The sequence below is a fragment of the Sporosarcina sp. resist genome (genome assembly GCF_014302295.1).
Lineage (GTDB): Bacteria > Bacillota > Bacilli > Bacillales_A > Planococcaceae > Sporosarcina > Sporosarcina psychrophila.
Map to the genome: position 1 here is coordinate 3,761,129 of NZ_CP060287.1, position 22,482 is coordinate 3,783,610.

Here is a 22,482-nt window from a genome sequence, read left to right on the forward strand (position 1 = left end):
TATTATTCTGCTTTTTTATTAATTTATTTTATTGTCGGCCAAGCATATCTTGAATATCACTAATATTAACCGCTTTGCCATTCTTGACGATAGAATTAACAAGCTCATCTTCCGTCTGTTGAGGTACTTCTTTTTTGGCGAGCCTTCCGACTTTCCGTATAATTTTCCTCACTTGCCGTTCATCACTGAAATCTGCATATTGAATTGCATTTGCAAGTGCAAAAACTTCTTCCATCGGGACGCCTGTTTTTGATTCGATTTTCCGGAAAAATGAATCATTCATCTGTTATCTCCCCCTTTTTATACGCAAAAAGTGCGGCCTACAATGATAAGCAAGATGAATAGAACCACAATCAGGCAAAATGTTGAACCGCCGCCTTTTTCATTTTCATAACCGCCACAACCTCCGCCGCCGTATCCGCCGCCACCGAAAGAATTACATCCTCCAAACATAATAATACCCCCTTCCTTTCTTCGTATCCTATGCAGACACGAGAAGAAGGAAGAGGGCGCATGACTATTAAACCTTTCCTTTCGATTTAAAAATAACAGATGCAATGAATCCAAATAGGATCGCTGAACTAATTCCTGAACTAGTCACTTCAAACATGCCTGTCATAACACCAATCAGTCCATGTTTTTCGGCTTCTGCCATTGCACCATGGGTTAGGGCATTACCGAAAGAAGTAATTGGTATCGTTGCCCCCGCTCCAGCAAAATCGATAAACGGCTCATACAGACCCACCCCGTCCAACACTGAACCTGCAACAACCAAAATGCACAATGTATGTGCCGGTGTTAGTTTTGCTACGTCAAACAACAGCTGCCCCACAACGCAAATGAGACCACCTACAATAAATGCTGTAATGAAAATCGAAACCATAATCCACACTCATTTCATTGTTAATTCGATTGCATGCGCAATGCACGGAATCGTATCACCTTGTTGAAATGATAACGGAGATAATAGCGCGCCCGTCGCAATTAGAAGGACCCGTTTATATTCACCCGTACTCATTTTATCAATTATTTCCGCGAAGAAAACGGAGGCAGAACAACCTGCACCACTTGCCCCGGATAAAAATGATGCGTCAGCACCGTAAAATTCTTTACCTGCATCCCGGAAATTTTTAGTCACGTCAATTCCTTGATTGCTCGCAAGTTTTTTGTATAACTCAAAACCAGTTTTCCCAAGATCTCCTGTCATGATCACATCATAGTCTTTCACGTCTTTATTGTGACCTTTTAAATGGCGGGTAAGCGTATCTGCCGCTGCCGGTGCCATCGCCGCCCCCATATTCAGTGGATCTGTCATTCCGAGATCTATTGCGCATCCGATTGTTCCGCACTCTATAGAAGGAAACCCTTTTTTATAAGGTGCGACAGCTGCTACCCCTGCCGCTGTGACAGTCCATTGAGATGTCTCAGGCTTTTGTGAACCGTACTCATTCGGATAGCGGAATTGTCTTTCAACTGCATTATGCTGACTAGATGCTCCAGCAATAGCGCAAGTGGACATGCCCGTTTCTGTCAGCAATGCAGCCATTAAAAGCGAAGATACTGACGTTGCACAAGCTGAAAACAGGCCAATATAGGGAATTCCAACCGTTGTAGCCGCAAAATTTGAGGGTGTCATCTGGTTAATAAGATCGCCAATTAACAGGAAATCGGCGTCGCTTGGTACAGAATCCACTTTACTTAACGCAATCATGCACGCATCTTCCATCATTTTTGCATGACCATGCTCATTTGTTTTCATTTCACAGCGCTCATCCTCGTAAACTTTATCAAATTTATCGACGAATAGACTTTTCTTTTCCAAAGGTCCAACTGTAACACCCGTTGCCACAATGGATGGGGTCGTTTTGAATGTCAGCAGGCCGCGCGCTACCATGATACGACACCAAATTTCACAAGTATCGTTTTAATGAGTGCAACAACAAATGCCGAAAAAACACCGAAGAGAATGACTGAACCCGCTAGTTTGAACATGTTGCCGCCAACTCCAAGAACATACCCTTCCGTCTTGTGTTCAATTGCAGCAGAAATGACAGCATTGCCGAAACCTGTAATTGGAACCGCACTCCCCGCTCCTCCAAATTGGGCAATTTTCTTATACAACCCAAAACCCGTTAACAGCATCGCAAAAAATATCATCGTTGCAACAGTCGGGTTACTAGCCGTCCGTTCCGTGAAATCAAAATAGGTCATATAAAATAGCGACACAAATTGGCCTACCAAACAAATTGTGCCTCCCGTCAGAAATGCAAAAATGATATTCCGCATCAATGGTGTTTTAGGGGAAATTTCTTTCTCTAACTTCGCATATTTTTTTTCGTCCATCATGTCTCTTCCTTTATAAGCGATTTCAATTTTTCAATCTTTTTTCCCTGATCCTTTTTGTCATCCAAATCAATGAGCTTGTTCGTTTCCATCCATATCTTACTGTCTGCTGAAACGGTAACGTCCAACTCTGGGTAGCTATTTCCTAATTTTTTCTTGAGCTCCTTTTCAATCTTTTCTTTTTTGAAGCGCGAAAAAGTTGTAAGCGTAACGCCAGTTAGCAAGTCATTTTCATGAAAAACAGTGACCGCTGATGTGAGACGTTTGTCATTTATCAATACTTCTTCGGCTTTCGCATGATCCTCACTGGAATTGTTGTCAATCCGGAATCCGCTACCTGAACAGCCGGATAGTAAGACAACTGCGAAAAACACAAGGCTAAATTTACGGATACGCGTCCCCTCCATTTTTATACAGTATGCCTTTTCATACTAAACTTTATTCATTATTCACCTAAGCGCCCTAACACTATGAACTTTGCCGCATAAAGTATAAAGAATTGAGAAATGGAGGTGGAATTAATGGGATGTGGAAGAAATGAAGAAGATAATGAAAGAAAGCACCAAGATGACTGTGTATGTGAGGTTGTCAGGTTCATCAAACGTTTACAGGATGCTGGAACAGACGATGACTGTGTAGAATGTGAAACAGATTGTTTCATGGCTCCGCTTGGTAGCATATCCAGCCCTGCACGTAACCGTGTTAATACACGCGTTTTCATGCTATTGACGAAGAATGGTGATCCGTTCAAAGCAATGTTCCGTCCGGAAAGCCGAAGACATTACCTACACAATTGCTTCTCTACTTTTTTCAGAGTCCAAAACGTCTTTGACGGCTGCTGCGCAACATTGCAAGTACTAGCACCGTTAGACAGTAACAATAATCCGGTGGACATTATTAAAAACGGCAAGCTAGATCTCGAAGAACTTTGTAAAGTTACTAGGTTTGGTGCGACAGATTCATGCATCACAGTAGACTTGACTTGTTTCTGTGGAATCCAATGTATCAAAGATACGTTTATCGACTTTTGCGACGTAGATTAATTAATACCCTGCAATGCCCAAACAACCCAACAGTTTCAATCTGTTGGGTTGTTTTAATTTTTCTTCATCATTGTAAAAAAGCAGGACGGAGAGATTCCCCATCCTGCCTTTTTACAATAATAAGAAAGTATAGGTTTTTCACATGCAGCAGTGTCTAGACTCCATCTCCTAGCCCCTTGAGTCGCTTCAGTCCTTAAGTTAAAGGCACCTCCGTTTTCTTATTAAATTTCATCAAACGGCTTACCACGCCATAATACTTCTTCAATCTTCCCCATTTCCACGGCTACTATTTCATGATTATCACCTTCCAGATCAATCCATACTGTTTCTTCTTCAATTTTCTCAATCTTTCCAGCTAGTGTTTCTTCCTCTAGAACAAATTGAAGTGGCTGATAAGCTTGGCGACGGAACGAATTACTTAAGTAAATAATTTTACGTTGAATGCCCGGATTCACTGGCACGACTTCGGTAACACTTAACTGTTCCTCATTTTCCACCACCGATTCCTCTTCATTGTTAAGTAAAAATACTGACGTGCTCTCCTCCACTATAATCGCAACTTTAATAAAGACTGGTGGCCCGTCAACAAACAATAACGGTTTATTTTGATAAATGTTAAGCACATCCTTTTTAACACAGTATATGCGCCCATTTTACGGATGTTCATAAAAAAAGCGCATGACGCTGATTAGCCCCGACAAGCATAGAGGAAAAGGAAGGTAGTCTAAATTCGCGACGTCCTGTCGCAGCGACTACTTACCTGTATCCTTGCAGGTAAGAGGATGCATACTACAGAGCCCCCACAGCAAACCGTCTTATGACCCATGGGGCTGGCGTCTGGAGTCTAGACATCCACCCAAATAAAAAAAGGTTTTCACCAGTGATCTAAAGATCACTGATGAAAACCGTTGCAAGACCAAGATAAATAATAACGCTAATAACATCATTTAATGTTGTGATGAAAGGACCGGACGCAACTGCAGGGTCGATTTTCAACTTATGCATAAGCAATGGGATGAATGATCCTGAAATCGTTGCGACAAAAATTGAGACAAAAATGGCAGCACCTACTAATAGACCAATTACGAATTCATTCTTCCACACGTAAATTAGACCAACTACAAATAGTGCACAGATAAAACCTGTCATCAATCCTGTTCCTGCTTCACGGATAAGTAGCTTGAATTTACTTTCGTCCTCAACATCTCCTGTCGCAATACCGCGCACTGCGACAGCAAGTGCTTGCGTTCCACTATTCCCTGCAGTACCCGCAATAAGAGGAATGAATGCAGCTAGAAGTGCCACTTTCGAAATTGTTTCTGTAAATAAGTCTATTAAATTAGCAGTAAGCATTCCGAGTACTAATAAAATAAGCAACCATGGAAGTCTTTTTTTCATAGCTGAGAATGAGTTTTTATCGAATGTATCCATATTGGAAACCCCAGCAAGTTTGGAGTAGTCATCTGATGCTTCTTCATCGAGTACATCGATAATATCATCGACTGTAATAATCCCAAGTATATGCTGTTGGAAGTCGACAACCGGGACGGCAAGGAAATTATAGTCCTTGATCATCTTGGCAACATCTTCCTGATCTTCTGAAACGAGAACACTTACGACTCGTTCACTCATTATAGAACTAATCAGTGTATCTTCATGTGCAATGATTAAATCGCGTAGCGATATAACACCTGTCAGGCGATTATTATCGTCAACGACAAATATATAATAAATTGTTTCTGCCTTCGGTGCTTCATTGCGCAAAATTGTCATCGCAGAACGGACTGTCGAATTCTGTGGAATTGTAACAAATTCCGTTGTCATGATCGACCCGGCCGTATATTCTTCATAATGAAGTAATGCTTTGATCTCAGCAGCGGCTTCTTTATTCATTAGCGTCAAATAGCTGACAACTTGTGATTTGTCGAGTTCATTCAGGACATCTACCGCGTTATCGACAAACATGAACGAAATCATGTCTGCTGCATACGTCGTGTCCATCTCCTGAAGGAACTGTTTGTATTCATCGTCGCTAATTTCACTCGTCTCAAATATTTCCGCAAGTTCTTTTGGTGATAAGTATTGATAGATGATTTCCCGGAGTTCCGGTTCGATTTTCTCGTAAAATATCGCTCTGTCATACGGATGAAGGCGTAGGTACTCATTTCGGAAAGATTTAATGTTGTGCTGGATAAGCGTCTCTTTCAACTTCTCTTCATCGAAAATAATTTCTTCTTTATGCTCTTCTTTTATGTTCACAGCTACACCTTCCTTTCTACTTCTATCGTGGATTAATAAAATGAATAAGGGTATTATATACGAATACATATTGTGAAAAAGGGTGATGAAAATATGAAGTACGATATTGTCGGTGATATTCACGGTTGTTATGATGAATTCATGCATTTGATTGACAAATTAGGATACGAGATGATTACAGGTATCCCCCTACATCCCGATGGCAGAAGTCTGGTATTTGTCGGAGATACGATGGATAGAGGGCCTCAGTCGATTAAAATGTTGAATCTTCTTTTCAAAATCCAAGATGAGCATACACTTTATTATTCCCCGGGAAATCATTGCAATAAGTTGTATCGCTTCTCCAAGGGTAACCAGGTTCAACCCACACATGGTCTTGAAACAACAGTAGCTGAACTCGATGCATTATCAAGTGATGCGCGTAAACATTTCTTAACTAGATACCGTCAATTTTACGAAGCGCTACCGTTATACCATACCCTTAATGAAGGTAATCTTATCATTGCACACGCAGGCATCCGTGAAGAAATGATTGGTGCACCCTATTCGGAAAAAATACGGGTATTCGTTCTCTATGGAGATATCACAGGCCAAAAGTTACCCGATGGTAGACCTCTTAGACGTGATTGGGCTAAGCACTACAAAGGTACTCCCCTCATAGTCTATGGTCATACGCCTGTAAAGGAAGTACGCTTTGTAAATAACTCTGCGAATGTTGATACAGGTTGCGTATTCGGCGGTAAACTTACAGCCCTTCGCTATCCCGAAATGGAAGTTGTATCAGTTCCTTCTTTACAACCATTTGTGCCAGAGAAATTTACTGTGTTTGTTTGATATCAGTGTTGGTTAGACGCTTTATATCTAACGGAATATCGCATCTAAACTCAACTTTTTCACTTGTAAGTGGATGCAAAAACCCAATCATCGCACAGTGTAAAGCCTGCCGACCAATCAACCCATGGGAGCCGCCATATAAATCATCACCATGTAGCGGATGGCCTGCCCACCTCATATGGACACGTATTTGATGCGTCCTGCCCGTATAAAGGGTTAGTGCAATTTTTGTTAACTGTTGACCTTTTATGTCCGAACGACCCAGTACTTCTACATCTGTCCGAGCGAATTGGCCATCTTCACGCACAATTCGTTCGATAATGCTACCATCTTTTCTACCAATTGGTTGTACAATGCTGAATTGGTCCCTTTCAACATGTCCTTCAACCAGGGCGATATACTGTCGATGAAAACCGGAATTTGTCATCTGTTCACTAAGCAGATGATGAATATGCCGGTTTTTTGCAATACAAATTAGACCCGATGTATCCTTGTCAAGACGCGTGACGACATGTACTGTGGCTGGAAGTCTTTCCTTAGCAAACTTTCCGGCAACGGCATTCGCCATCGTTCCATTGGGGTGATCTCGCGACGGGATAGTACTTTGCCCTGCTGGCTTATCGACAATAATTAGCGCTTCATCTTCATAGACAATTGTTAAATCACCTGTCTCTGGAAGTAAACCTGGGCTTGGCTCTTCTGATGGAAAAATAATAAGTACTTCATCACCTGACTGCAACGGATGTCGCACATTGCGTTCAAAGCCATTCACGCGGATATCTCCGCCATCATATTTAGTCGCAGTTAACGTTCTTTTAGATATCCCTTTTGCGTGCAAGAATTCGCGTAGCAGTATACCGCCTTCATCCACCTGAAATACGAGGCGAAACCTGCGATCCAGCTCATCCCCCTTAGACATCGCTGTCAATGAATGAATCATGCACACGTCTCCAAAATGGAAACGGCCTGAACCTTCCGAAACGTACTTTTTCCTTTGAAACTTGATATTCAATCGACTTCACATCTTTATGTAGAAGTTGCAAATGGTCGACTGTTACCATGAAATCTGGTCCTTTTACAGGTGTTAGTGCACATTTATGATGCGCGGGTAGCACTAGTGGTGCGCCAACTGTACGGAACACCCGATTGTTAATAGATGCCATTTCTGTCAATTGCATGGACGGTAGAGAAGGATGAATAATTGCTCCGCCCAATGCCTTATTGTATGCAGTAGACCCAGAAGGCGTTGACATACATAACCCGTCGCCACGAAAACGTTCAAAATGGTTGCCATTCAGTTCAACATCCATGACGAGCGTCACATCAGGAGATTTCACCGTCGACTCATTCAGTGCAAGGTACAATGCGCTATCCTTATCGTTTCGGTAGTTAATCTTCACATCAAGAAGTGGGTATTCGAAAACTTCGAATTCTTTACGAGCAATAGAAATGACAAGCTTTTCAATTTCAGCCGGCTTCCAGTCTGCGTAAAACCCTAGATGGCCTGTATGAATTCCGACAAACGCTGTATCTTTCAATCGGTACTTATACTTATGAAAAGCGTGGAGTAAAGTACCATCTCCTCCAATTGACAAAACGATGTCCGGTTCTTCTTCATCGAAAAAAAGCCCAAAATCTGTCAAATATTCCTTTGCTTCATCCATAAGTTTGTTCGACAATGCATCGTTTCGTGTCTGTATTGCAAATTTCATAATTTCCCTCCTCCTTTCCCGTTCGCCTCTCCATAGCGTCTTGTCGCCGTTTCTTTGAATGCACTGAAATATTGTTGCGCATCCTGAATTTCATTACGAATCTGCGACATTTCTTCATCTAGCTGGAAGGCTGCTTCCGCTGCTCGTTCTAGACGATGCCTGATTTCATCCGGCATTTCGCCTTCGTATTTATAATTCAATGAGTGTTCAATCGACGCCCAGAAATTCATTGCTAACGTACGGATTTGAATCTCGGCAAAAATCGTCTGCTCCCCATGAATCGTCTGAACAGGGTATTTGATAATTAAGTGATAAGATCTGTATCCACTTGGTTTATTATGTGCGATATAGTCGCGCTCTTCAATCACTTCGAGGTCATTCCGCTGTCGTAACGTTTCTACAACAGTACTAATATCATCGACAAACTGGCACATCAGACGAAGGCCCGCAATATCAGGCAGTTCAGCGGCAAGTTCTGCCGATGGTTCGAATGGAATCCCTTTTTCAAGTGTTTTGTCATAGATACTCGCGAGCGGCTTCACCCTGCCCGTCACGAATTCAACGGGCGTATGTACGTCTTCCAATTCATACTGAGCTCGCAAGCCCTTCAATTTCACTTTCAGTTCATCTACTGCTTGTTTATAAGGTTCAAGAAATTGATTCCACTGCCTCATCCGGACCCCTCCCAGCTGTTATTCCATATGTTGAAGTATCGAGCTGAATGCTTGCTCGACTGCCGAGGAGAATGCTTCCCCGTAATTATCATTACCCTCAATATTAAAAATAAGCATTGTCAGTTCATCTTTGAATCCAGGAAGCGGAATTATTTCATCCTTCCACGAAAGCACCGGATCTAAATTCGTCGTCAATACATCGACCATAAGTGGCCATACAGCCTGTGTTAAATGAAGATGCTCGTACCCTGCTTCTACTTCTAAAAGATAAACAAACGACAAGTTGTCTGAATCTGTTATCATCTTTCCAGCTGGTATACCTTGAGGCTTTTCTGCTTGTTCTGCTACTAAAAAGAGGATTTGTTCATCATTTCGAAGTCCACTATCAATTCGATTTTTAATGTTCACAATTTCTTCTTCCCTTCATGCGTCATTACGTTTATTCTATCATATGCTGCGCGGCCTTGCAGTCTAGAAAATGCGTTTCCCCACATAAATTGGTATACTAATGTTAAGTTATTATTTCGCGAGCGAACAGCTTAACGTCAGAAGGGACAGATCATGATGGATACGCACACAATTCGTACATTAATGGAAATAAATACACTCCAGTCTCTCGGAGCTGTTCAGACACAAACTGAACAAAATAACACATCCCCATCCCTCTTTAACACACTATTAGAGGAGATGTTAGGCGGCACATCCATAACGGATTCCTTATCTTCCGTTTCATCTACACTACTCGGAAGCCTCAATAATATAGAAAGCTTGCGCTATGACGGAAAAAATGGTGTGTTTGAACCTTCTTCTCTCAGCGCTATCCTTTCCGCGGCGCAACAAAGTTCAACTGTTCCCATGAAAAATACATCCATTGGGGATGACAGCTATCGCGATATTATTAGCCAAGCTGCAAACAAATATAACTTGCCCGATAAACTGATTTCTGCCGTTATCAAACAAGAATCGAACTTCAACAACGGTGTTGTCAGCCACGCGGGTGCACAAGGCCTTATGCAGCTAATGCCTGGAACGGCAAAGTTCCTAGGCGTCAAAGATAGTTTCGACCCCGTCCAGAATGTGATGGGCGGTGCCAAATACTTAAGACAAATGCTTAATCAGTTTGGCGGTAATATCGAGCTTGCCCTTGCTGCTTATAATGCAGGTCCCGGAAACGTAAAAAAACATGATGGGATTCCCCCATTCAAAGAGACACAGCAATACGTAAAAAAAGTGCTCGGCTATTTCAATGCATAAGATTGATAATCTAACCTACTGTTTCATAAACGGAGCGCTTTATTTGTGAAAAGAGTGCAGGGTTGATAGAATATCAATACAGTCAGAGCAAAGGAGATTGACATAATGATGCGAAAACCTTTGATCCCTTATGAGGAGATCGGTGCTACAAAGTTGTCGGAACTCATCGACCTGTTTTACGCTAAAGTGGCCGTACACCCGGACCTATATCCGATTTTCCCAGATGACCTGACAGAAACAGTACGCAAACAAAAACAATTTCAAACACAATATTTAGGTGGTCCCAATTTATATACTGAAGAACATGGTCATCCGATGATGAAAGCTCGTCATATGCCATTCCCAATTACACCAGTTCAAGCGGAAGCATGGCTAGCGTGCATGGCAGAAGCAATGGACGAAGTCGAACTTGAAGGAAATATACGTGATATCTATTATAAGCGCCTCGTCTTGACCGCCAATCATATGGTGAACAGGGCTGGGGAGGAGAAAACGTGAATCGACAAACATTACTGGAGAACCCAATCAGTACTTCCGCATGCATAAGGCCAATCGAGCTATATGTTTTCATCGATCCTTTATGCGGAGATTGTTCGTCGCTCCCGCCTTTACTCCGAAAATTACAAGTTGAATATGATCGCTATTTCACACTGCGCATTGCATTACGCACATCATTGCCTAAAATGAATCTTCAATGTCTGCATAAAGATGAGGATGAGCTGGCTTGTGAAAAAACACATCCAGCTTTCCCAAGTATTGCTGTTAAAACTGCAGAGTTTCAAGGCAAACGTGCCGGTTTTCGATATTTATCAAAAATGCTTGAATATTCATTTTTGAAGTCAAGGAATGTATCGTCTTTTTCCGTACTCGTCGAAATTGCAAAAAAGTTAAATCTTGATGTCGAAGAATTTATCCGAGACTTTTCTTCAAAAAACGTCTTGCGCTCTTTACAAGTCGATTTGTACATGGCCAAAGAAATGGAAGTCGACAAAGCACCTACTTTCGTCTTTTTCAATGAAAACATTGAAGATGAAGGATTAAAAGTGAGCGGTTTATACGACTACGATGTCTACGAACAAATTTTAGAAGAGTTAGTCGGCGGGCCGATTCTGCCGGACATCCCCCCTCCCCTTGAGGATTTGTTCCAACGTTTCGATACACTCTCAACAACAGAGATTGCTAGTATCTACAACATCACGGAAAAATCTGCAGAACGCGAACTCAAGAAACGCCTTCTCCAACAGCATGTCGAACGGATTCATTTCCAGGACATGACATTATGGCGTAAAAAAATGATATGAATTAAGTGAGCTACTTCATTGCCTGGAGATTCCGGGGAGTGAGGTGGCTTTTTTTGTTGAGCGGGTTTAGGTTGTTGGGTTACAGTTGATTAGTCGGAAAGAGCCATGACTTTATTTGGTCTAGCCATGACTTCATTGAGGCGTGCCATGACTAACCGACACTTGGCCATGAAGTCAACGCTTGGCCATGACTTCATCGAAGCGCGCCATGACTAACTGACTCTTGGCCATGAAGTCAACGACGGGCCATGACTTCATCGAGGCGCGCCATGACTAACCGACACTTGGCCATGAAGTCAACGACCGGCCATGAAGTCATCGAAGCGCGCCATGACTAACCGACTCTTGTCCATGAAGTCATCGCTGGGCCATGACTTTATCGATGCGCGCCATGACTAACTAACTCTTGGCCATTAAGTCAACGACGGGCCATGACTTCACCGAGGCGCGCCATGACTAACTGACTCTTGGCCATGAAGTCAACGACGCGGCCTGTTCGCCCTATTCACCATAGCAATAATACATCTCATTAGAAAAAAGCCTTTCTAAAGCGAAAGGCTTTTCATAACTATCAATGATTCGTTTTCTTAGTACCTTTAATGTAAAATGTCCCGGTAGATTTCCCCTTCTTCACAAGTAACGACGAAGACAATACATACCGTGCTGCATTGGAATCTTTCAAGTTTAAAAACTTTCGGCACTCTTCGTTCGTAATGGAATTTTTCACCAGCATAAACCAATCATCGATACCTTTCGCGTATGGATTTTTGACATCTTTTTCGCAACCGCTACACCGCCATGTCCTCAAACTCTTTCGTTGAAGTAACTGATGGCAATAATGACATATAAATCCTGTTCGCAAATCTTGATGGTTAATATGAAAATAAGAACATAATGGAAAAGGTTTAAATTCATGTTGTTCTTTATCTATTTCCTTTGAAATTTCATTAATTTGGGCAGTCGAAAAAACTGTTGTGAATGGTCTAATTTTTTGCAAATAGAAAGGGATTTGCTTTTTATAGATAATAGGAAAGTCTTGGGGCACATCTATCACTTTTGTGTTCGGATTTGCGAGAACGACTAAACCTAGTATTTTCAGGTTAATCCCTCGTTGTCGGAACCATTCATCTAAATTCAATTTATTTGATTCGACTTGATAAACAGGGCAATCGATAATCGCTTGATCACCAGTTTCTAACACTTGTTCGAGATGTGGGGGGTTTTGGACAAATCGAATTGTACCCTTAATATTTTTCACTTCAACGATTAAGACATACCGTTCTGTGATAATCAAAGTGTCAATCTGAAATGTAAAATTGGGGGAAACGCGTAATTGAACATCAGTAAACACTTTGGTACTTTCAGGAAATCGGGTACGTTCGATGTATGAATCGACGTTACACTCTCCAGAATAGCCTGCACTGATCCGATAAAGTTGTTCTTTTAAATTCTGAACTTTCCAATGATCAGGGGGTATGCGGGCAATCAAGCGTGGTATTCCTTTGAGCAGAGCAGGGGTACTCCTTTTAATGGGAACCAGTATTTTATTCACCCCTTAAATATGATTGATTATTCTACTTAATTATACAAAATGCTAACTTATATGGCAATAGTCTGCCGTAAATCCTTTTTTCATCACATTCCATAAAATATTGATTTTGTCATAATTAGTCGAACTGTTAGTGACCCATTACGTGACTTCCTCCACTATACATACAAAAGAAAAGAGCATTCGCTCCTGGGGGGGAGGGAATGCTCTTATTCAAAGGGAATGGGAGAAATGTTCACGTTCAAACAAAAGGGGTGTATGTTTGGTATGTGATTTATTTCACATCCTTACCTTATCACAAAATAATAGTAGCATCAAGAATTCACAATTATTTTCACATGACTGTCACAATGATGATTTCACCAATACGCCTTACTTTATATTTATATAGTAATATGTATAGAAGAAAAAGCCCTATCTCGACCAGAAATATGGCGGACAAGGCTTTTTGCTAGGTCAATTTAATTTATTTTTTCAAAAGAAGTGATTCAAGTTCGTTCAACTTTTCTTCGAAGACGCGGCATGCTTCTTCGATTGGAGCGGCACTAGTCATGTCGACACCTGCTTTTTTCAGTACTTCGATTGGGTAATCGGAAGAACCGGCTTTCAAGAAGTTATTCACATAGCGTTCAACTGCCGGCTCTCCTTCTGTCAAGATTTGATTGCTTAGTGCGACTGCTGCACTATAACCTGTTGCATACTGATAAACATAATAGTTATAGTAGAAATGTGGAATTCTTGCCCATTCCAAGCCAATTTCCTCGTCGACGACTAGATCTTCACCGAAATATTTCTTATTGAGTGCATAGTACTCTTCTGTCAATTTTTCAGCAGTCAGCGCGACACCTTGCTGATCAAGCTGATGAATAAGGTGTTCGAACTCAGCAAACATGGTTTGACGGAAAACAGTACCACGGAAGCCGTCAAGCCAATAATTCAGCAAATAAATTCGTTTCTGTTCATCATCAATCGTTTTCAAAAGATGATCATTCAAAATAGCCTCATTCACAGTTGACGCGACTTCAGCTACGAAAATGGAATAACCGCTATAGACGAATGGCTGGCTTTTCCGTGAATAATAACTATGAACACTATGGCCGAATTCATGCGCGAGTGTGAACAAGTTACTGACGTTATCTTGCCAGTTCATTAAGACATATGGATTTGTTCCATAGGCGCCTGAAGAATAAGCTCCTGAACGCTTCCCTTTGTTTTCACGGACGTCTACCCAACGATTCTCAAGACCCTCTTTTACGATCGATACATACTCTTCACCTAGTGGGTGGAAACTATCAAGCATCGTTTGTTTAGCTTCGTCATATGGAACTTCCATGCCTGCATCTTTCACAAGCGGTGCATACATATCCCACATATGAAGTTCTTCCAATCCGAACACTTTTTTACGGAGCGCGACATAGCGCTGTAGCAAGTGGACGTTTTTATTGATTGTTGAAACAAGATTTTCATAAACCTGTTCAGGGATATGATTATTTGACATTGCAGCCTCGCGCGCAGATGAATAATTGCGGATACGTGCATTAACGTTATCGCCTTTTACATTACCTGAAAGCGTGGATGCGAAAGTATTTTGGAATTCGCTGTATTTCGAATACATTGCTTTGAACGCATCCTCGCGAACACGCGGATCATCACTTTCCAAAAACCCTACATAACGGCCATGTGATAATTCTACTTCTTCACCTTTTTCATCTTTCACCATTGGGAAAGTTAAATCAGCATTGTTCAACATACTGAATGTTTCTGAAGAATTGCCCGTGACTTCTGATAGTTGTGCAAGCAAAGCTTCTTGTTCAGCAGGCAGCACATGTGGCCGCTGCGTGTTGACTTCTTCGAATTCTTGTTTATAAAGAGCTAGTCCCTCATGCTCAGTAACCAGCTTGTTCAATTCTGTTTCATCAATAGCCAGAAGCTCTGGCAAGAAGAATGATAATGCAGTTGCTACTTTCACGTAAAGTGATTTTACACGGCTATCCATCGCCTGATAGAAGCTGTTTGTCGTATCCTGGTCAGTCTTCAAATGCGCATACGTGTAAAGCCTGCGCAGTCTTTCAGAGAGGGTGTCACGGTATGTCAATGCAGTGTAAAGCGCATCTCCACCACCCGAAAGTGTCCCTTTGTAAGAATCTGCTTTACCGGAGAATTCCTCAACTTCAGCGAATTCTTTTTCCCATGCTTCATCAGTTGCAAATATGTCTTCGAGACGCCAAGTCTCCTCTACCTTTACTTCACCACGAGTTAATACTTTGTTCTTAGTTTCAGCCATCGTCACTTATCCCCCTTCTCCCATTACTTCGGGAAACGAATCAATCCTATTTTCTCAATTTTCATAACGCTTTGCAAGCAATCTTTCTGAAATTAGTTGAATTATTTTTTCTTCGTCAATAACTGTTCTGTTTTGACAAGAATCTACAGTCGCGGAAATAAGGAAATCGCGGTATGCTATGCACGCTTTTCCCTTTGCTTCCGATGGCTCTTCTAACAGAGAGACATATTTTCTAACCTGACTGCGGGATATAGTTCTAACACTAATCCCCTTTCTTCTCAAATAATAAAGGAATGCTAATTGCCATTCACAGTCATGCTCGCGGAATGACTCACTGAAAAGGACGGGTAATCCAATCCATTTTGGAAGATTCGTTGGTATCACTCGCAGTTCATAGCACATTCTTAGAAAAGGATTGTTCACCCCCCTTTTATTCAATAAAATACGGGATTGAATAAATTGATTGCGTATGGATAAATAAAGGGTTACATAACGGTAAATTTCTTGCTCTGTCGGGGTTTTTGGCCGAGCAAATGGAAATATCTGCATCGATAATGGCAAAGTACGATGGATACCAATATAGCGCTTACCTGCGACATGAATAAGACTCGTAAAATAATGGAATCGTTCCGTTTGGGGGTTATATGTGAGTAAGAAATAGCCTTCAGGGGATGTATGTGTCAAGAAGCTTTCGTGGAATCTTGAAAAATCGAATGTACCGACACCTACAGGTAATGAACTAAATTTTGCTGGGGTATGCAAAATCCAGATGGGTTTCATATCTATACTACGATAACCTGCGGATCTAGCCTCTACGTCAGTAATGGGAATCGTACTGCACTGGAATTCAACGGCTATCGATTCAGATTGTGTCGTTATCAGGATATCAGGTCTTTGAGATAACATTCTTAAAAATGGTTCAAGTTCGACAAGCTCGGCATGTTTTTGAAAAAAAGCATACAATTGTTGCTTACCTTGAAGATGGCTGTAAGATTCACCTTCAGAGAATAAAGTAAGACAGGTAGAATCCTTCAAATGTGCGAAATGTGGGATGATAATATCTCCAACTTTCAACTGAACCGGAAAATTACATTGTGGGCAAAAGAATGATCGCAACTTTCGCCATTTGCGCAACCGTTCTCTTTCTAATTCCGGTGTAAGAACAACAAGTTTTCCTTCCTCTGTTTTTGCTGTGAGAATAATATTCAGCTCCTCCCTGCATTAATAATACAAATATTCAGATACTAAAGCAAGTAAAAAAACAGCTACCATTTAAGATAGCTGTTTCTACTGTCCTTTATTTTGCCCCAAAGTATCGCTCTATTGTCACGAAAACATCTGAGTCCATGATAAGTTTGCCGTACTCTTCAATTCGATGAATCGTCATGTTTGACGGTTGACCGAATTCTGAAAGTACGCTAAACAGATCTGTCTTGCGAGAATCATCCATAATTTCATCGTCATATAACAAGTGTAAATAAAAGTTATTTTCAAACGAATATAGAGATGTCTTCACTTCATAATCTTTCATCTTCCCTGCTAGAGGAATAAGATCATCAAATTCGCTAAAGACAAACATATTGTCAAGCCATTCAAATGCTGCATCCCCTATACCTGGCATAGTATCATCATCATCATCGTCGTCATACATTTTGCCATGCTGGAACAGTTTTCTTGGATCATCGTTAGTGAATGGTGATTCAAGTGGTTCACCATCCTCAGACATTTGCGCACGTGTGACCGTCACTTCAATGCCGCCGCTCATCGCATGTACTTGAATCCATAATGGCCCCTCGACTTCAAACTCAGACTCGTCACTGACTTCGTCCATCATCTCCCAGAAGAGTTCCTCGCTCTTGTCGCGATTATACCAAACTTCCTCACGAGTAAAGCCACGCTCTTCGATATCAATATATGAAAGAAAAAACTTAACTGTATTTTCATTAATACGCTCTATTTCCATCCCTTTTCTCTCCCTTCCTATGGAACAGGATTTGTCCGGTTCCCTTCGATGTGTGAAAAAATCCTGCAATGCTTATACTTACTATATGACCGTCCTCTACGTTTTGAAAGGGTTCCGCCTTAGGACGTATAATTTTGATAGTAATAGCATTGTAGAGAACATCCACCCGGAAAGCAAGAGAAACACAAAAAACCGATAGGTGTACGGCATTTTGCAATGTCAACCCCTATCAGCTTCACACTATTTTACGGATTAGTTTACCATGCGCCGCGCTTCAAGCAGCTGATAGGCTCTTACTTTTCTAGGTAGGAATCGACGAATTTCATCTTCATTGTATCCCACTTGAAGTCTTTTCTCATCAAGAATAATTGGTCTTCTTAAAAGACCCGGATGTTCTTGGATTAATTCATATAGGCGTTGTAATGGAAGGCTTTCCACATCAACGTTTAATTTTTGGAATATTTTCGAACGAGTTGAAATAATTTCATCTGTTCCATCTTCAGTCATACGAAGTATTTCTTTTATTTCATCAATATTCAATGGTTCCGAAAAAATGTTACGTTCAGTATACGGAATCTCGTGTTCCTCTAACCATGCTTTCGCTTTTCTGCATGATGTACAGCTAGGTGAAGTAAATAATGTGACCATCATATGCTGACACTCCCTTTCAGTCGGCTCGAATGTTTTGATTTATATTTTTACGTTTAGATTAGAATTATTTTAAACTGCCTGCTTCTAATCCCTATTATACACATTTTCATTACCGATGAATACACTTTTTAAAAATTATTCGCAATCCCATACACTATTGTCACAGTTCCGCAACATAAGCGACTTTCATCAGTATGTGCATGTTCTCTCTACTGTTATACCCGATGCAAGAATTAATTAAACATCTGCTTTGTCAAATAAAAAACTTTCTCATTTGGGTAGCTGCTAATTGAAAATAATTTAGTGTCTACATTATATAGTACGTCTAAATACGGGCAAAGGTTTCATATTAATTTAAAAAAATTCAGAAACATAAGGCTCACCACTGAAATTCTTTATCTATTTTGGTTTGTATTTAACATTTAGGGAATTCCTATTACCTGAATCCATGAATTTCACCGCATACTTACCATTATCTATATTCAAACACGCAAAAGGACTGGTTCTCTTATCGAAAACCAGCCCAGTTGCTTCTATTTAAACTTACTTTGCAAAAGAATCGAATTCGCGCTGTGAGCAAAGGACAAAATGCCCTGGTGTCACTTCACGCATGATTACTTCTTCATCCTGAAGATACTTATGTGATGTTGAATCGTAGCTTTTTCGTACACGGCTACGCTCATAAGCTGGATCTGGCAACGGAATCGCAGATAATAGCGATTGCGTATAAGGATGTAAAGGCGCCGTATAGATCGTTTCGGCTGGTCCAATTTCGACAAGTTTACCGAAATGCATAACACCAATTCGATCTGAGATATATTTCACCATCGACAAGTCATGTGCGATGAATAGATATGTCAGTCCTCTTTCTTCTTGAAGCTCTTTCAACAAGTTGACGACTTGCGCTTGAATAGATACGTCCAAAGCTGAAATCGGTTCATCTGCGATAATGAATTCTGGTTCTACAGCAAGCGCACGTGCAATTCCAAGACGCTGACGTTGACCACCAGAGAATTCATGCGGATAACGATTGGCATGCTCACGGTTTAATCCTACCGTCTCAAGGAGCTCATGAACACGTGCAGTACGTTCTTTCGTATTCTTAACAAGACCATGAATATCGAGGCCTTCAGCGATGATATCAAGCACTTTCATACGCGGATTTAATGATGCATATGGATCTTGGAAAATCATCTGCATTTTCCGGTTGAACGCTTTTAGTTCTTTTTTCGATTTTTTCGCATGGACATCGACGCCATCATAAATGACTTCCCCGCCTGTCGCATCGTAAAGACGGATGATTGTACGACCGGTTGTTGATTTACCGCAACCAGATTCACCAACAATACCAAGCGTTTCGCCTTTATAGATGTCGAATGTTATATCGTCAACAGCACGCACTTCATTCTTTGTTCCCACATTGAAATACTGTTTCAAGTTTTTGATTTCAAGTAATTTTTCAGCCATTATCGAACACCTCCTGCATTGCCTTCATAATACCGGCTACCAGGGAATCTCTTCATTCGCTCTATGACCGCTACCGGCGGATCCACTTGAGGTGCATCCGGATGGAGTAGCCACGTCGCCGCATAATGTGTTTCACTTACTTTAAAGAGTGGCGGAACTTGTTCCAAATCAATCTTCATCGCATACTCACTACGCAGTGCAAATGCATCTCCTTTCGGAGGATCCAACAAATCGGGTGGCGTGCCTGGAATCGCATATAGTTTCTCTTCAGATGTATCCAGTGACGGCATTGAACTTAGAAGCCCCCACGTATACGGATGCTGCGGATTATAAAAGACTTCATCAACCGTTCCCACCTCGACGATTCGGCCGCCGTACATGACCGCAACACGGTCTGCAACGTTTGCTACGACTCCAAGATCATGTGTGATGAAAATGATTGCCGTATCAATTTTCTTTTGCAAGTCTTTCATCAATTCTAAGATTTGCGCTTGAATTGTAACATCCAAGGCTGTCGTCGGCTCATCCGCAATGAGAAGCTTTGGATTACATGCCAAGGCAACAGCAATGACGATACGTTGACGCTGTCCACCAGAAAATTGGTGAGGGTATTGTTTCAATCGCATTTCTGGCTTAGGCATCCCAACCAGAGTCAACAATTCAATAGACTTTTTCCGAGCTTCGGTTTTACTAAGTTTTTGGTGTTTTAGCAGTGGCTCCATAATCTGGTTACCAATCGTCATTGTCGGATTAAGTGAAGTCATCGGATCTTGGAAAATCATCGAAATGTCTTTTCCTCTTACTTTTTGCATTTCTTTTTCAGAAATCTTCAGAAGGTCTCTTCCTCCGAATAAAATCTCACCATTTTTGTACTCGGTACTAGACTTCGGAAGGAGCCGCATAATCGATTTCGTCGTTACCGATTTACCTGAACCTGACTCACCAACTATAGCGAGCGTCTCCCCTTTAAATACTTCAAAATTAACCCCTTGAATCGCTTTCACTTCTCCTGCAAATGTATGGAAGGAAAGCTCCAGGTTTTTCACTTCAACAATTTTCTCCATTTCACTTTCCTCCTTTAATCTTTCATTTTCGGATCAAGTGCATCACGTAGTCCATCCCCAATTAAGTTGAACGCAATCATAAGTAAACTTATGACAACCGCCGGGAAGAACAAAATATGTGGCTGATACTCAATGAATTTATAACCATCATTAATAAGTGTTCCAAGAGAAGCATTCGGCGCTTGAAGGCCAAGTCCTATAAAGCTTAAAAATGCCTCAAAGAAAATTGCTGTAGGAATTGTGAACATCATATTTATGACAATAATCGCCATGATATTCGGCAGTAAGTGCTTGCTGATAATTCGTGTATCGCTTGCACCTAAAGTTTTAGCTGCCAAGACGAATTCCTGGGTTTTATATTTAAGAACTTGTCCGCGTACAATACGGGACATTCCAATCCATCCTGTTATCGATATGGCTATGATAATGGACAATATGCCCGGATCCATGATCATAATCATAAGAATAACGATGACCAGTGTCGGAACTCCAATTAGCACTTCGACAATTCGTTGCATGACATCGTCGGTTCGACCTCCGTAATAACCGGAAATTCCGCCGTAGATGACGCCTATCACAACATCAATGATAGCGGCTACGAATGCGATTAACAGTGAGATTTGCGTTCCTTTCCAGAGACGTGAAAACAAATCGCGCCCTAGGCTATCCGTGCCGAACCAGTAGTTAACTTCTACTTTCTTTAACTCATACAGATTAACTGTTTTAGAACCCAGTTTACCTTCGCCATCAAAAATACCTAATTTTTCAAGCCCTGGAATTTTAGGCGGTAAGCTTGCATGCGCAACTTTTACATCCTCTGGATCATGTTCAACCATGAAAGGACCTGCAAATGCCATAAATACAATAAACACAAGAATGAACATACTGACGATAGCCGCTTTGTTTTTACGGATCCGAAGCCAAGCATCCTGCCAGAAACTCAAACTCGGTTTCGAAATTTTTTCGGCATGCGAGCTATCGATTGTAATCCGCTCAAACGAATCTTTTGGTAGTTTCTTCATGTTAGTAGTCATTACTTGGAACCTCCAGACAAACGGATACGCGGATCAATGACCCCATAAAGAATATCCACTATTAATATAATCACAATTAGGAATACCGAGAAGAACATTGTTGTACCCATGATGACAGCGAAGTCGTTCGAGTTAATTGATTTAACGAACTGTTCACCTATACCTGGGATTGCGAAAATCTGCTCAACTACAAGTGATCCTGTTAATAGTCCTGCTGCAACTGGTCCAAGGACTGTGATTAGCGGAATAAGCGCATTACGGAATGCGTGTTTGAAAGCGATTTCAAACCAATTTGCGCCTTTCGCTTTTGCTAGCAAAATATAGTCTGAGCTTAATACTTCTATCATTTCTGTTCGGATGAATCTTGCCGCAATAGCAATAGGTCCCATCGCAAGTGCGATTGAAGGTAGTATACTGGACTTCCAACCTTCCCACAGGCCAACTGGTAGCACTCCAAGCCATACTGCAAAGACATATTGCAGCAATACTGCAAAAACAAAGGACGGTATGGAGATACCGAGAATTGCGATAATGGTACTACCATAATCCCAAACTGTATTTTGTTTCAACGCGGCAATCATTCCGAGAATAATTCCGATTAAGGTCCCGAAAATAAGTGCCTGAGATCCTAAAATCGCCGAGTATTTCAGTTTTTTCACAATAAGTGTTGTGACATCTGCATTTTTATATTGAAACGATACACCAAAGTCACCTTTTGCAAGGTTCCCCATATAGCGGGCGTACTGTACGGGAATCGGATCGTTCAATCCATACTTCTCATAAACGACTTCCCTTTGCTCAACGGATAATTTTGCTGCGGAAGCTAACGGGGACCCTGGAAGCAGTTTCATTAGAACAAATGTAAACGATGCTATCAAGAATAGTGATAGGAACATATAAATCACACGTTTAGTGATATACTTTGCCATTTTCGCACCTCCTATATTTCATAGATGAATTTAATTAAAAAACTATTAATTCTAGCAAATAATACAACGAATTTTTAGTTAGTTTAACCTCAGTGAAAAAGAGAGTACATGGTCATAAATG

26 protein-coding genes are annotated in these 22,482 nt (G+C 41.2%); 5 read left to right on the forward strand and 21 right to left on the reverse strand.

Features of this window, described 5'->3' with window-relative positions:
- Positions 1–28: 28 nt before the first annotated feature.
- The 6 genes from H7992_RS18380 to H7992_RS18405 all read right to left on the reverse strand — a co-directional run bounded on the left by H7992_RS18380 (position 29) and on the right by H7992_RS18405 (position 2,750).
- Positions 29–283 carry a stage VI sporulation protein F gene (locus H7992_RS18380; protein WP_067211824.1) on the reverse strand — a complete coding sequence of 85 codons (255 nt, stop codon included), beginning with the start codon at positions 281–283 and terminating at the stop codon, positions 29–31.
- A gap of 17 nt (positions 284–300) precedes the next feature.
- Entirely contained in the window at positions 301–453 is a 153-nt protein-coding gene (locus H7992_RS18385; protein ID WP_082786662.1) for a YjcZ family sporulation protein, read from the reverse strand.
- A gap of 67 nt (positions 454–520) precedes the next feature.
- Complete coding sequence (spoVAE, locus tag H7992_RS18390; RefSeq protein ID WP_067211825.1) at positions 521–883, reverse strand: stage V sporulation protein AE; 363 nt, start codon at positions 881–883, stop codon at positions 521–523.
- 9 nt (positions 884–892) lie between these two features.
- Positions 893–1,894, reverse strand: a complete 1,002-nt coding sequence (locus H7992_RS18395; protein ID WP_187045516.1) for a beta-ketoacyl-[acyl-carrier-protein] synthase family protein — start codon at positions 1,892–1,894, stop codon at positions 893–895.
- The gene (gene spoVAC / locus H7992_RS18400; RefSeq protein ID WP_067211830.1) at positions 1,888–2,343 is read right to left on the reverse strand and encodes a stage V sporulation protein AC; all 456 of its coding nucleotides are present in this window, start codon (positions 2,341–2,343) and stop codon (positions 1,888–1,890) included. The genes H7992_RS18395 and spoVAC overlap by 7 nt, the downstream gene beginning before the upstream one ends.
- Complete coding sequence (locus H7992_RS18405) at positions 2,343–2,750, reverse strand: hypothetical protein (RefSeq protein ID WP_187045517.1); 408 nt, start codon at positions 2,748–2,750, stop codon at positions 2,343–2,345. Before H7992_RS18405 ends, spoVAC begins: the two co-directional genes overlap by 1 nt.
- A gap of 114 nt (positions 2,751–2,864) precedes the next feature.
- Here H7992_RS18405 and H7992_RS18410 point away from each other — a divergent pair, with 114 nt between their 5' ends.
- Complete coding sequence (locus H7992_RS18410) at positions 2,865–3,386, forward strand: CotY/CotZ family spore coat protein (RefSeq protein WP_187045518.1); 522 nt, start codon at positions 2,865–2,867, stop codon at positions 3,384–3,386.
- Between the two features lie 221 nt (positions 3,387–3,607).
- Here the strand turns inward: H7992_RS18410 and H7992_RS18415 are convergent, their stop codons facing one another.
- Both H7992_RS18415 and mgtE read right to left on the reverse strand, forming a co-directional pair.
- Positions 3,608–4,009 (reverse strand): hypothetical protein, encoded by a 402-nt coding sequence (locus H7992_RS18415; RefSeq protein ID WP_187045519.1) that lies wholly within the window; start codon positions 4,007–4,009, stop codon positions 3,608–3,610.
- Between the two features lie 262 nt (positions 4,010–4,271).
- Complete coding sequence (mgtE, locus tag H7992_RS18420) at positions 4,272–5,645, reverse strand: magnesium transporter (protein ID WP_231885702.1); 1,374 nt, start codon at positions 5,643–5,645, stop codon at positions 4,272–4,274.
- A 93-nt stretch (positions 5,646–5,738) separates the two neighbouring features.
- Between mgtE and prpE the strand changes: the two genes are divergently transcribed.
- Positions 5,739–6,479, forward strand: coding sequence for a bis(5'-nucleosyl)-tetraphosphatase PrpE (prpE, locus tag H7992_RS18425; RefSeq protein ID WP_187045520.1), 741 nt, complete (start codon positions 5,739–5,741; stop codon positions 6,477–6,479).
- Here prpE and H7992_RS18430 read toward each other — a convergent pair.
- The 4 genes from H7992_RS18430 to H7992_RS18445 are packed head-to-tail and all read right to left on the reverse strand — an operon-like array spanning position 6,463 to position 9,273.
- The gene (locus H7992_RS18430; RefSeq protein ID WP_187045521.1) at positions 6,463–7,419 is read right to left on the reverse strand and encodes an RluA family pseudouridine synthase; all 957 of its coding nucleotides are present in this window, start codon (positions 7,417–7,419) and stop codon (positions 6,463–6,465) included. The two genes, prpE and H7992_RS18430, sit on opposite strands and share 17 nt — an antisense overlap.
- Positions 7,391–8,191 (reverse strand): NAD kinase, encoded by an 801-nt coding sequence (locus H7992_RS18435; RefSeq protein ID WP_067211841.1) that lies wholly within the window; start codon positions 8,189–8,191, stop codon positions 7,391–7,393. The genes H7992_RS18430 and H7992_RS18435 overlap by 29 nt, the downstream gene beginning before the upstream one ends.
- Positions 8,188–8,865, reverse strand: a complete 678-nt coding sequence (locus H7992_RS18440; protein ID WP_067211844.1) for a GTP diphosphokinase — start codon at positions 8,863–8,865, stop codon at positions 8,188–8,190. Before H7992_RS18440 ends, H7992_RS18435 begins: the two co-directional genes overlap by 4 nt.
- Positions 8,866–8,883: 18 nt before the next feature.
- Positions 8,884–9,273 carry a UPF0738 family protein gene (locus H7992_RS18445; protein ID WP_187045522.1) on the reverse strand — a complete coding sequence of 130 codons (390 nt, stop codon included), beginning with the start codon at positions 9,271–9,273 and terminating at the stop codon, positions 8,884–8,886.
- A gap of 156 nt (positions 9,274–9,429) precedes the next feature.
- On the opposite strand from H7992_RS18445, the gene H7992_RS18450 reads away from it, so the two are divergent.
- The 3 genes from H7992_RS18450 to H7992_RS18460 all read left to right on the forward strand — a co-directional run bounded on the left by H7992_RS18450 (position 9,430) and on the right by H7992_RS18460 (position 11,420).
- Complete coding sequence (locus H7992_RS18450; protein WP_187047952.1) at positions 9,430–10,119, forward strand: lytic transglycosylase domain-containing protein; 690 nt, start codon at positions 9,430–9,432, stop codon at positions 10,117–10,119.
- Positions 10,120–10,224: 105 nt separating this feature from the next.
- Positions 10,225–10,617: a globin domain-containing protein gene (locus tag H7992_RS18455; RefSeq protein ID WP_067211850.1), complete on the forward strand. Its 393-nt coding sequence runs from the start codon at positions 10,225–10,227 to the stop codon at positions 10,615–10,617.
- On the forward strand, positions 10,614–11,420 hold the full coding sequence (locus H7992_RS18460) for a DsbA family protein (RefSeq protein ID WP_187045523.1): 807 nt from the start codon (positions 10,614–10,616) through the stop codon (positions 11,418–11,420). The genes H7992_RS18455 and H7992_RS18460 overlap by 4 nt, the downstream gene beginning before the upstream one ends.
- Before the next feature lie 571 nt (positions 11,421–11,991).
- On the opposite strand, the gene H7992_RS18465 is transcribed toward H7992_RS18460, so the two are convergent.
- The 9 genes from H7992_RS18465 to opp3b all read right to left on the reverse strand — a co-directional run bounded on the left by H7992_RS18465 (position 11,992) and on the right by opp3b (position 22,361).
- Complete coding sequence (locus H7992_RS18465) at positions 11,992–12,909, reverse strand: nuclease-related domain-containing protein (protein WP_187045524.1); 918 nt, start codon at positions 12,907–12,909, stop codon at positions 11,992–11,994.
- A gap of 526 nt (positions 12,910–13,435) precedes the next feature.
- A complete protein-coding gene (pepF, locus tag H7992_RS18470) occupies positions 13,436–15,253 on the reverse strand; it encodes an oligoendopeptidase F (protein WP_187045525.1) in 1,818 nt (605 codons plus the stop codon).
- Between the two features lie 54 nt (positions 15,254–15,307).
- On the reverse strand, positions 15,308–16,462 hold the full coding sequence (locus H7992_RS18475; RefSeq protein WP_187047953.1) for a competence protein CoiA: 1,155 nt from the start codon (positions 16,460–16,462) through the stop codon (positions 15,308–15,310).
- 88 nt (positions 16,463–16,550) lie between these two features.
- The gene (gene mecA, locus H7992_RS18480; RefSeq protein ID WP_187045526.1) at positions 16,551–17,216 is read right to left on the reverse strand and encodes an adaptor protein MecA; all 666 of its coding nucleotides are present in this window, start codon (positions 17,214–17,216) and stop codon (positions 16,551–16,553) included.
- A gap of 252 nt (positions 17,217–17,468) precedes the next feature.
- Entirely contained in the window at positions 17,469–17,864 is a 396-nt protein-coding gene (gene spxA / locus H7992_RS18485; RefSeq protein ID WP_186669618.1) for a transcriptional regulator SpxA, read from the reverse strand.
- Between the two features lie 546 nt (positions 17,865–18,410).
- A complete protein-coding gene (locus H7992_RS18490; RefSeq protein WP_067211875.1) occupies positions 18,411–19,334 on the reverse strand; it encodes an ABC transporter ATP-binding protein in 924 nt (307 codons plus the stop codon).
- Positions 19,334–20,398 (reverse strand): ABC transporter ATP-binding protein, encoded by a 1,065-nt coding sequence (locus H7992_RS18495; RefSeq protein ID WP_067211878.1) that lies wholly within the window; start codon positions 20,396–20,398, stop codon positions 19,334–19,336. Before H7992_RS18495 ends, H7992_RS18490 begins: the two co-directional genes overlap by 1 nt.
- 14 nt (positions 20,399–20,412) lie before the next feature.
- A complete protein-coding gene (opp3C, locus tag H7992_RS18500) occupies positions 20,413–21,432 on the reverse strand; it encodes an oligopeptide ABC transporter permease (protein WP_067211880.1) in 1,020 nt (339 codons plus the stop codon).
- A complete protein-coding gene (gene opp3b / locus H7992_RS18505) occupies positions 21,432–22,361 on the reverse strand; it encodes an oligopeptide ABC transporter permease (protein ID WP_067211883.1) in 930 nt (309 codons plus the stop codon). The genes opp3C and opp3b overlap by 1 nt, the downstream gene beginning before the upstream one ends.
- Positions 22,362–22,482: the final 121 nt, after the last annotated feature.

What these genes read in the sequence shown, in the direction of transcription:
- H7992_RS18380 (WP_067211824.1), bottom strand. Translation starts at nt 283, where the DNA reads ATGAATGATTCATTTTTCCGGAAAATCGAATCAAAAACAGGCGTCCCG.
- H7992_RS18385 (WP_082786662.1), bottom strand. Translation starts at nt 453, where the DNA reads ATGTTTGGAGGATGTAATTCTTTCGGTGGCGGCGGATACGGCGGCGGA.
- spoVAE (WP_067211825.1), bottom strand. Translation starts at nt 883, where the DNA reads ATGGTTTCGATTTTCATTACAGCATTTATTGTAGGTGGTCTCATTTGC.
- H7992_RS18395 (WP_187045516.1), bottom strand. Translation starts at nt 1,894, where the DNA reads ATGGTAGCGCGCGGCCTGCTGACATTCAAAACGACCCCATCCATTGTG.
- spoVAC (WP_067211830.1), bottom strand. Translation starts at nt 2,343, where the DNA reads ATGGACGAAAAAAAATATGCGAAGTTAGAGAAAGAAATTTCCCCTAAA.
- H7992_RS18405 (WP_187045517.1), bottom strand. Translation starts at nt 2,750, where the DNA reads ATGGAGGGGACGCGTATCCGTAAATTTAGCCTTGTGTTTTTCGCAGTT.
- H7992_RS18410 (WP_187045518.1), top strand. Translation starts at nt 2,865, where the DNA reads ATGGGATGTGGAAGAAATGAAGAAGATAATGAAAGAAAGCACCAAGAT.
- prpE (WP_187045520.1), top strand. Translation starts at nt 5,739, where the DNA reads ATGAAGTACGATATTGTCGGTGATATTCACGGTTGTTATGATGAATTC.
- H7992_RS18430 (WP_187045521.1), bottom strand. Translation starts at nt 7,419, where the DNA reads ATGATTCATTCATTGACAGCGATGTCTAAGGGGGATGAGCTGGATCGC.
- H7992_RS18435 (WP_067211841.1), bottom strand. Translation starts at nt 8,191, where the DNA reads ATGAAATTTGCAATACAGACACGAAACGATGCATTGTCGAACAAACTT.
- H7992_RS18440 (WP_067211844.1), bottom strand. Translation starts at nt 8,865, where the DNA reads ATGAGGCAGTGGAATCAATTTCTTGAACCTTATAAACAAGCAGTAGAT.
- H7992_RS18450 (WP_187047952.1), top strand. Translation starts at nt 9,430, where the DNA reads ATGGATACGCACACAATTCGTACATTAATGGAAATAAATACACTCCAG.
- H7992_RS18455 (WP_067211850.1), top strand. Translation starts at nt 10,225, where the DNA reads ATGATGCGAAAACCTTTGATCCCTTATGAGGAGATCGGTGCTACAAAG.
- pepF (WP_187045525.1), bottom strand. Translation starts at nt 15,253, where the DNA reads ATGGCTGAAACTAAGAACAAAGTATTAACTCGTGGTGAAGTAAAGGTA.
- mecA (WP_187045526.1), bottom strand. Translation starts at nt 17,216, where the DNA reads ATGGAAATAGAGCGTATTAATGAAAATACAGTTAAGTTTTTTCTTTCA.
- spxA (WP_186669618.1), bottom strand. Translation starts at nt 17,864, where the DNA reads ATGGTCACATTATTTACTTCACCTAGCTGTACATCATGCAGAAAAGCG.
- H7992_RS18490 (WP_067211875.1), bottom strand. Translation starts at nt 19,334, where the DNA reads ATGGCTGAAAAATTACTTGAAATCAAAAACTTGAAACAGTATTTCAAT.
- H7992_RS18495 (WP_067211878.1), bottom strand. Translation starts at nt 20,398, where the DNA reads ATGGAGAAAATTGTTGAAGTGAAAAACCTGGAGCTTTCCTTCCATACA.
- opp3C (WP_067211880.1), bottom strand. Translation starts at nt 21,432, where the DNA reads ATGACTACTAACATGAAGAAACTACCAAAAGATTCGTTTGAGCGGATT.
- opp3b (WP_067211883.1), bottom strand. Translation starts at nt 22,361, where the DNA reads ATGGCAAAGTATATCACTAAACGTGTGATTTATATGTTCCTATCACTA.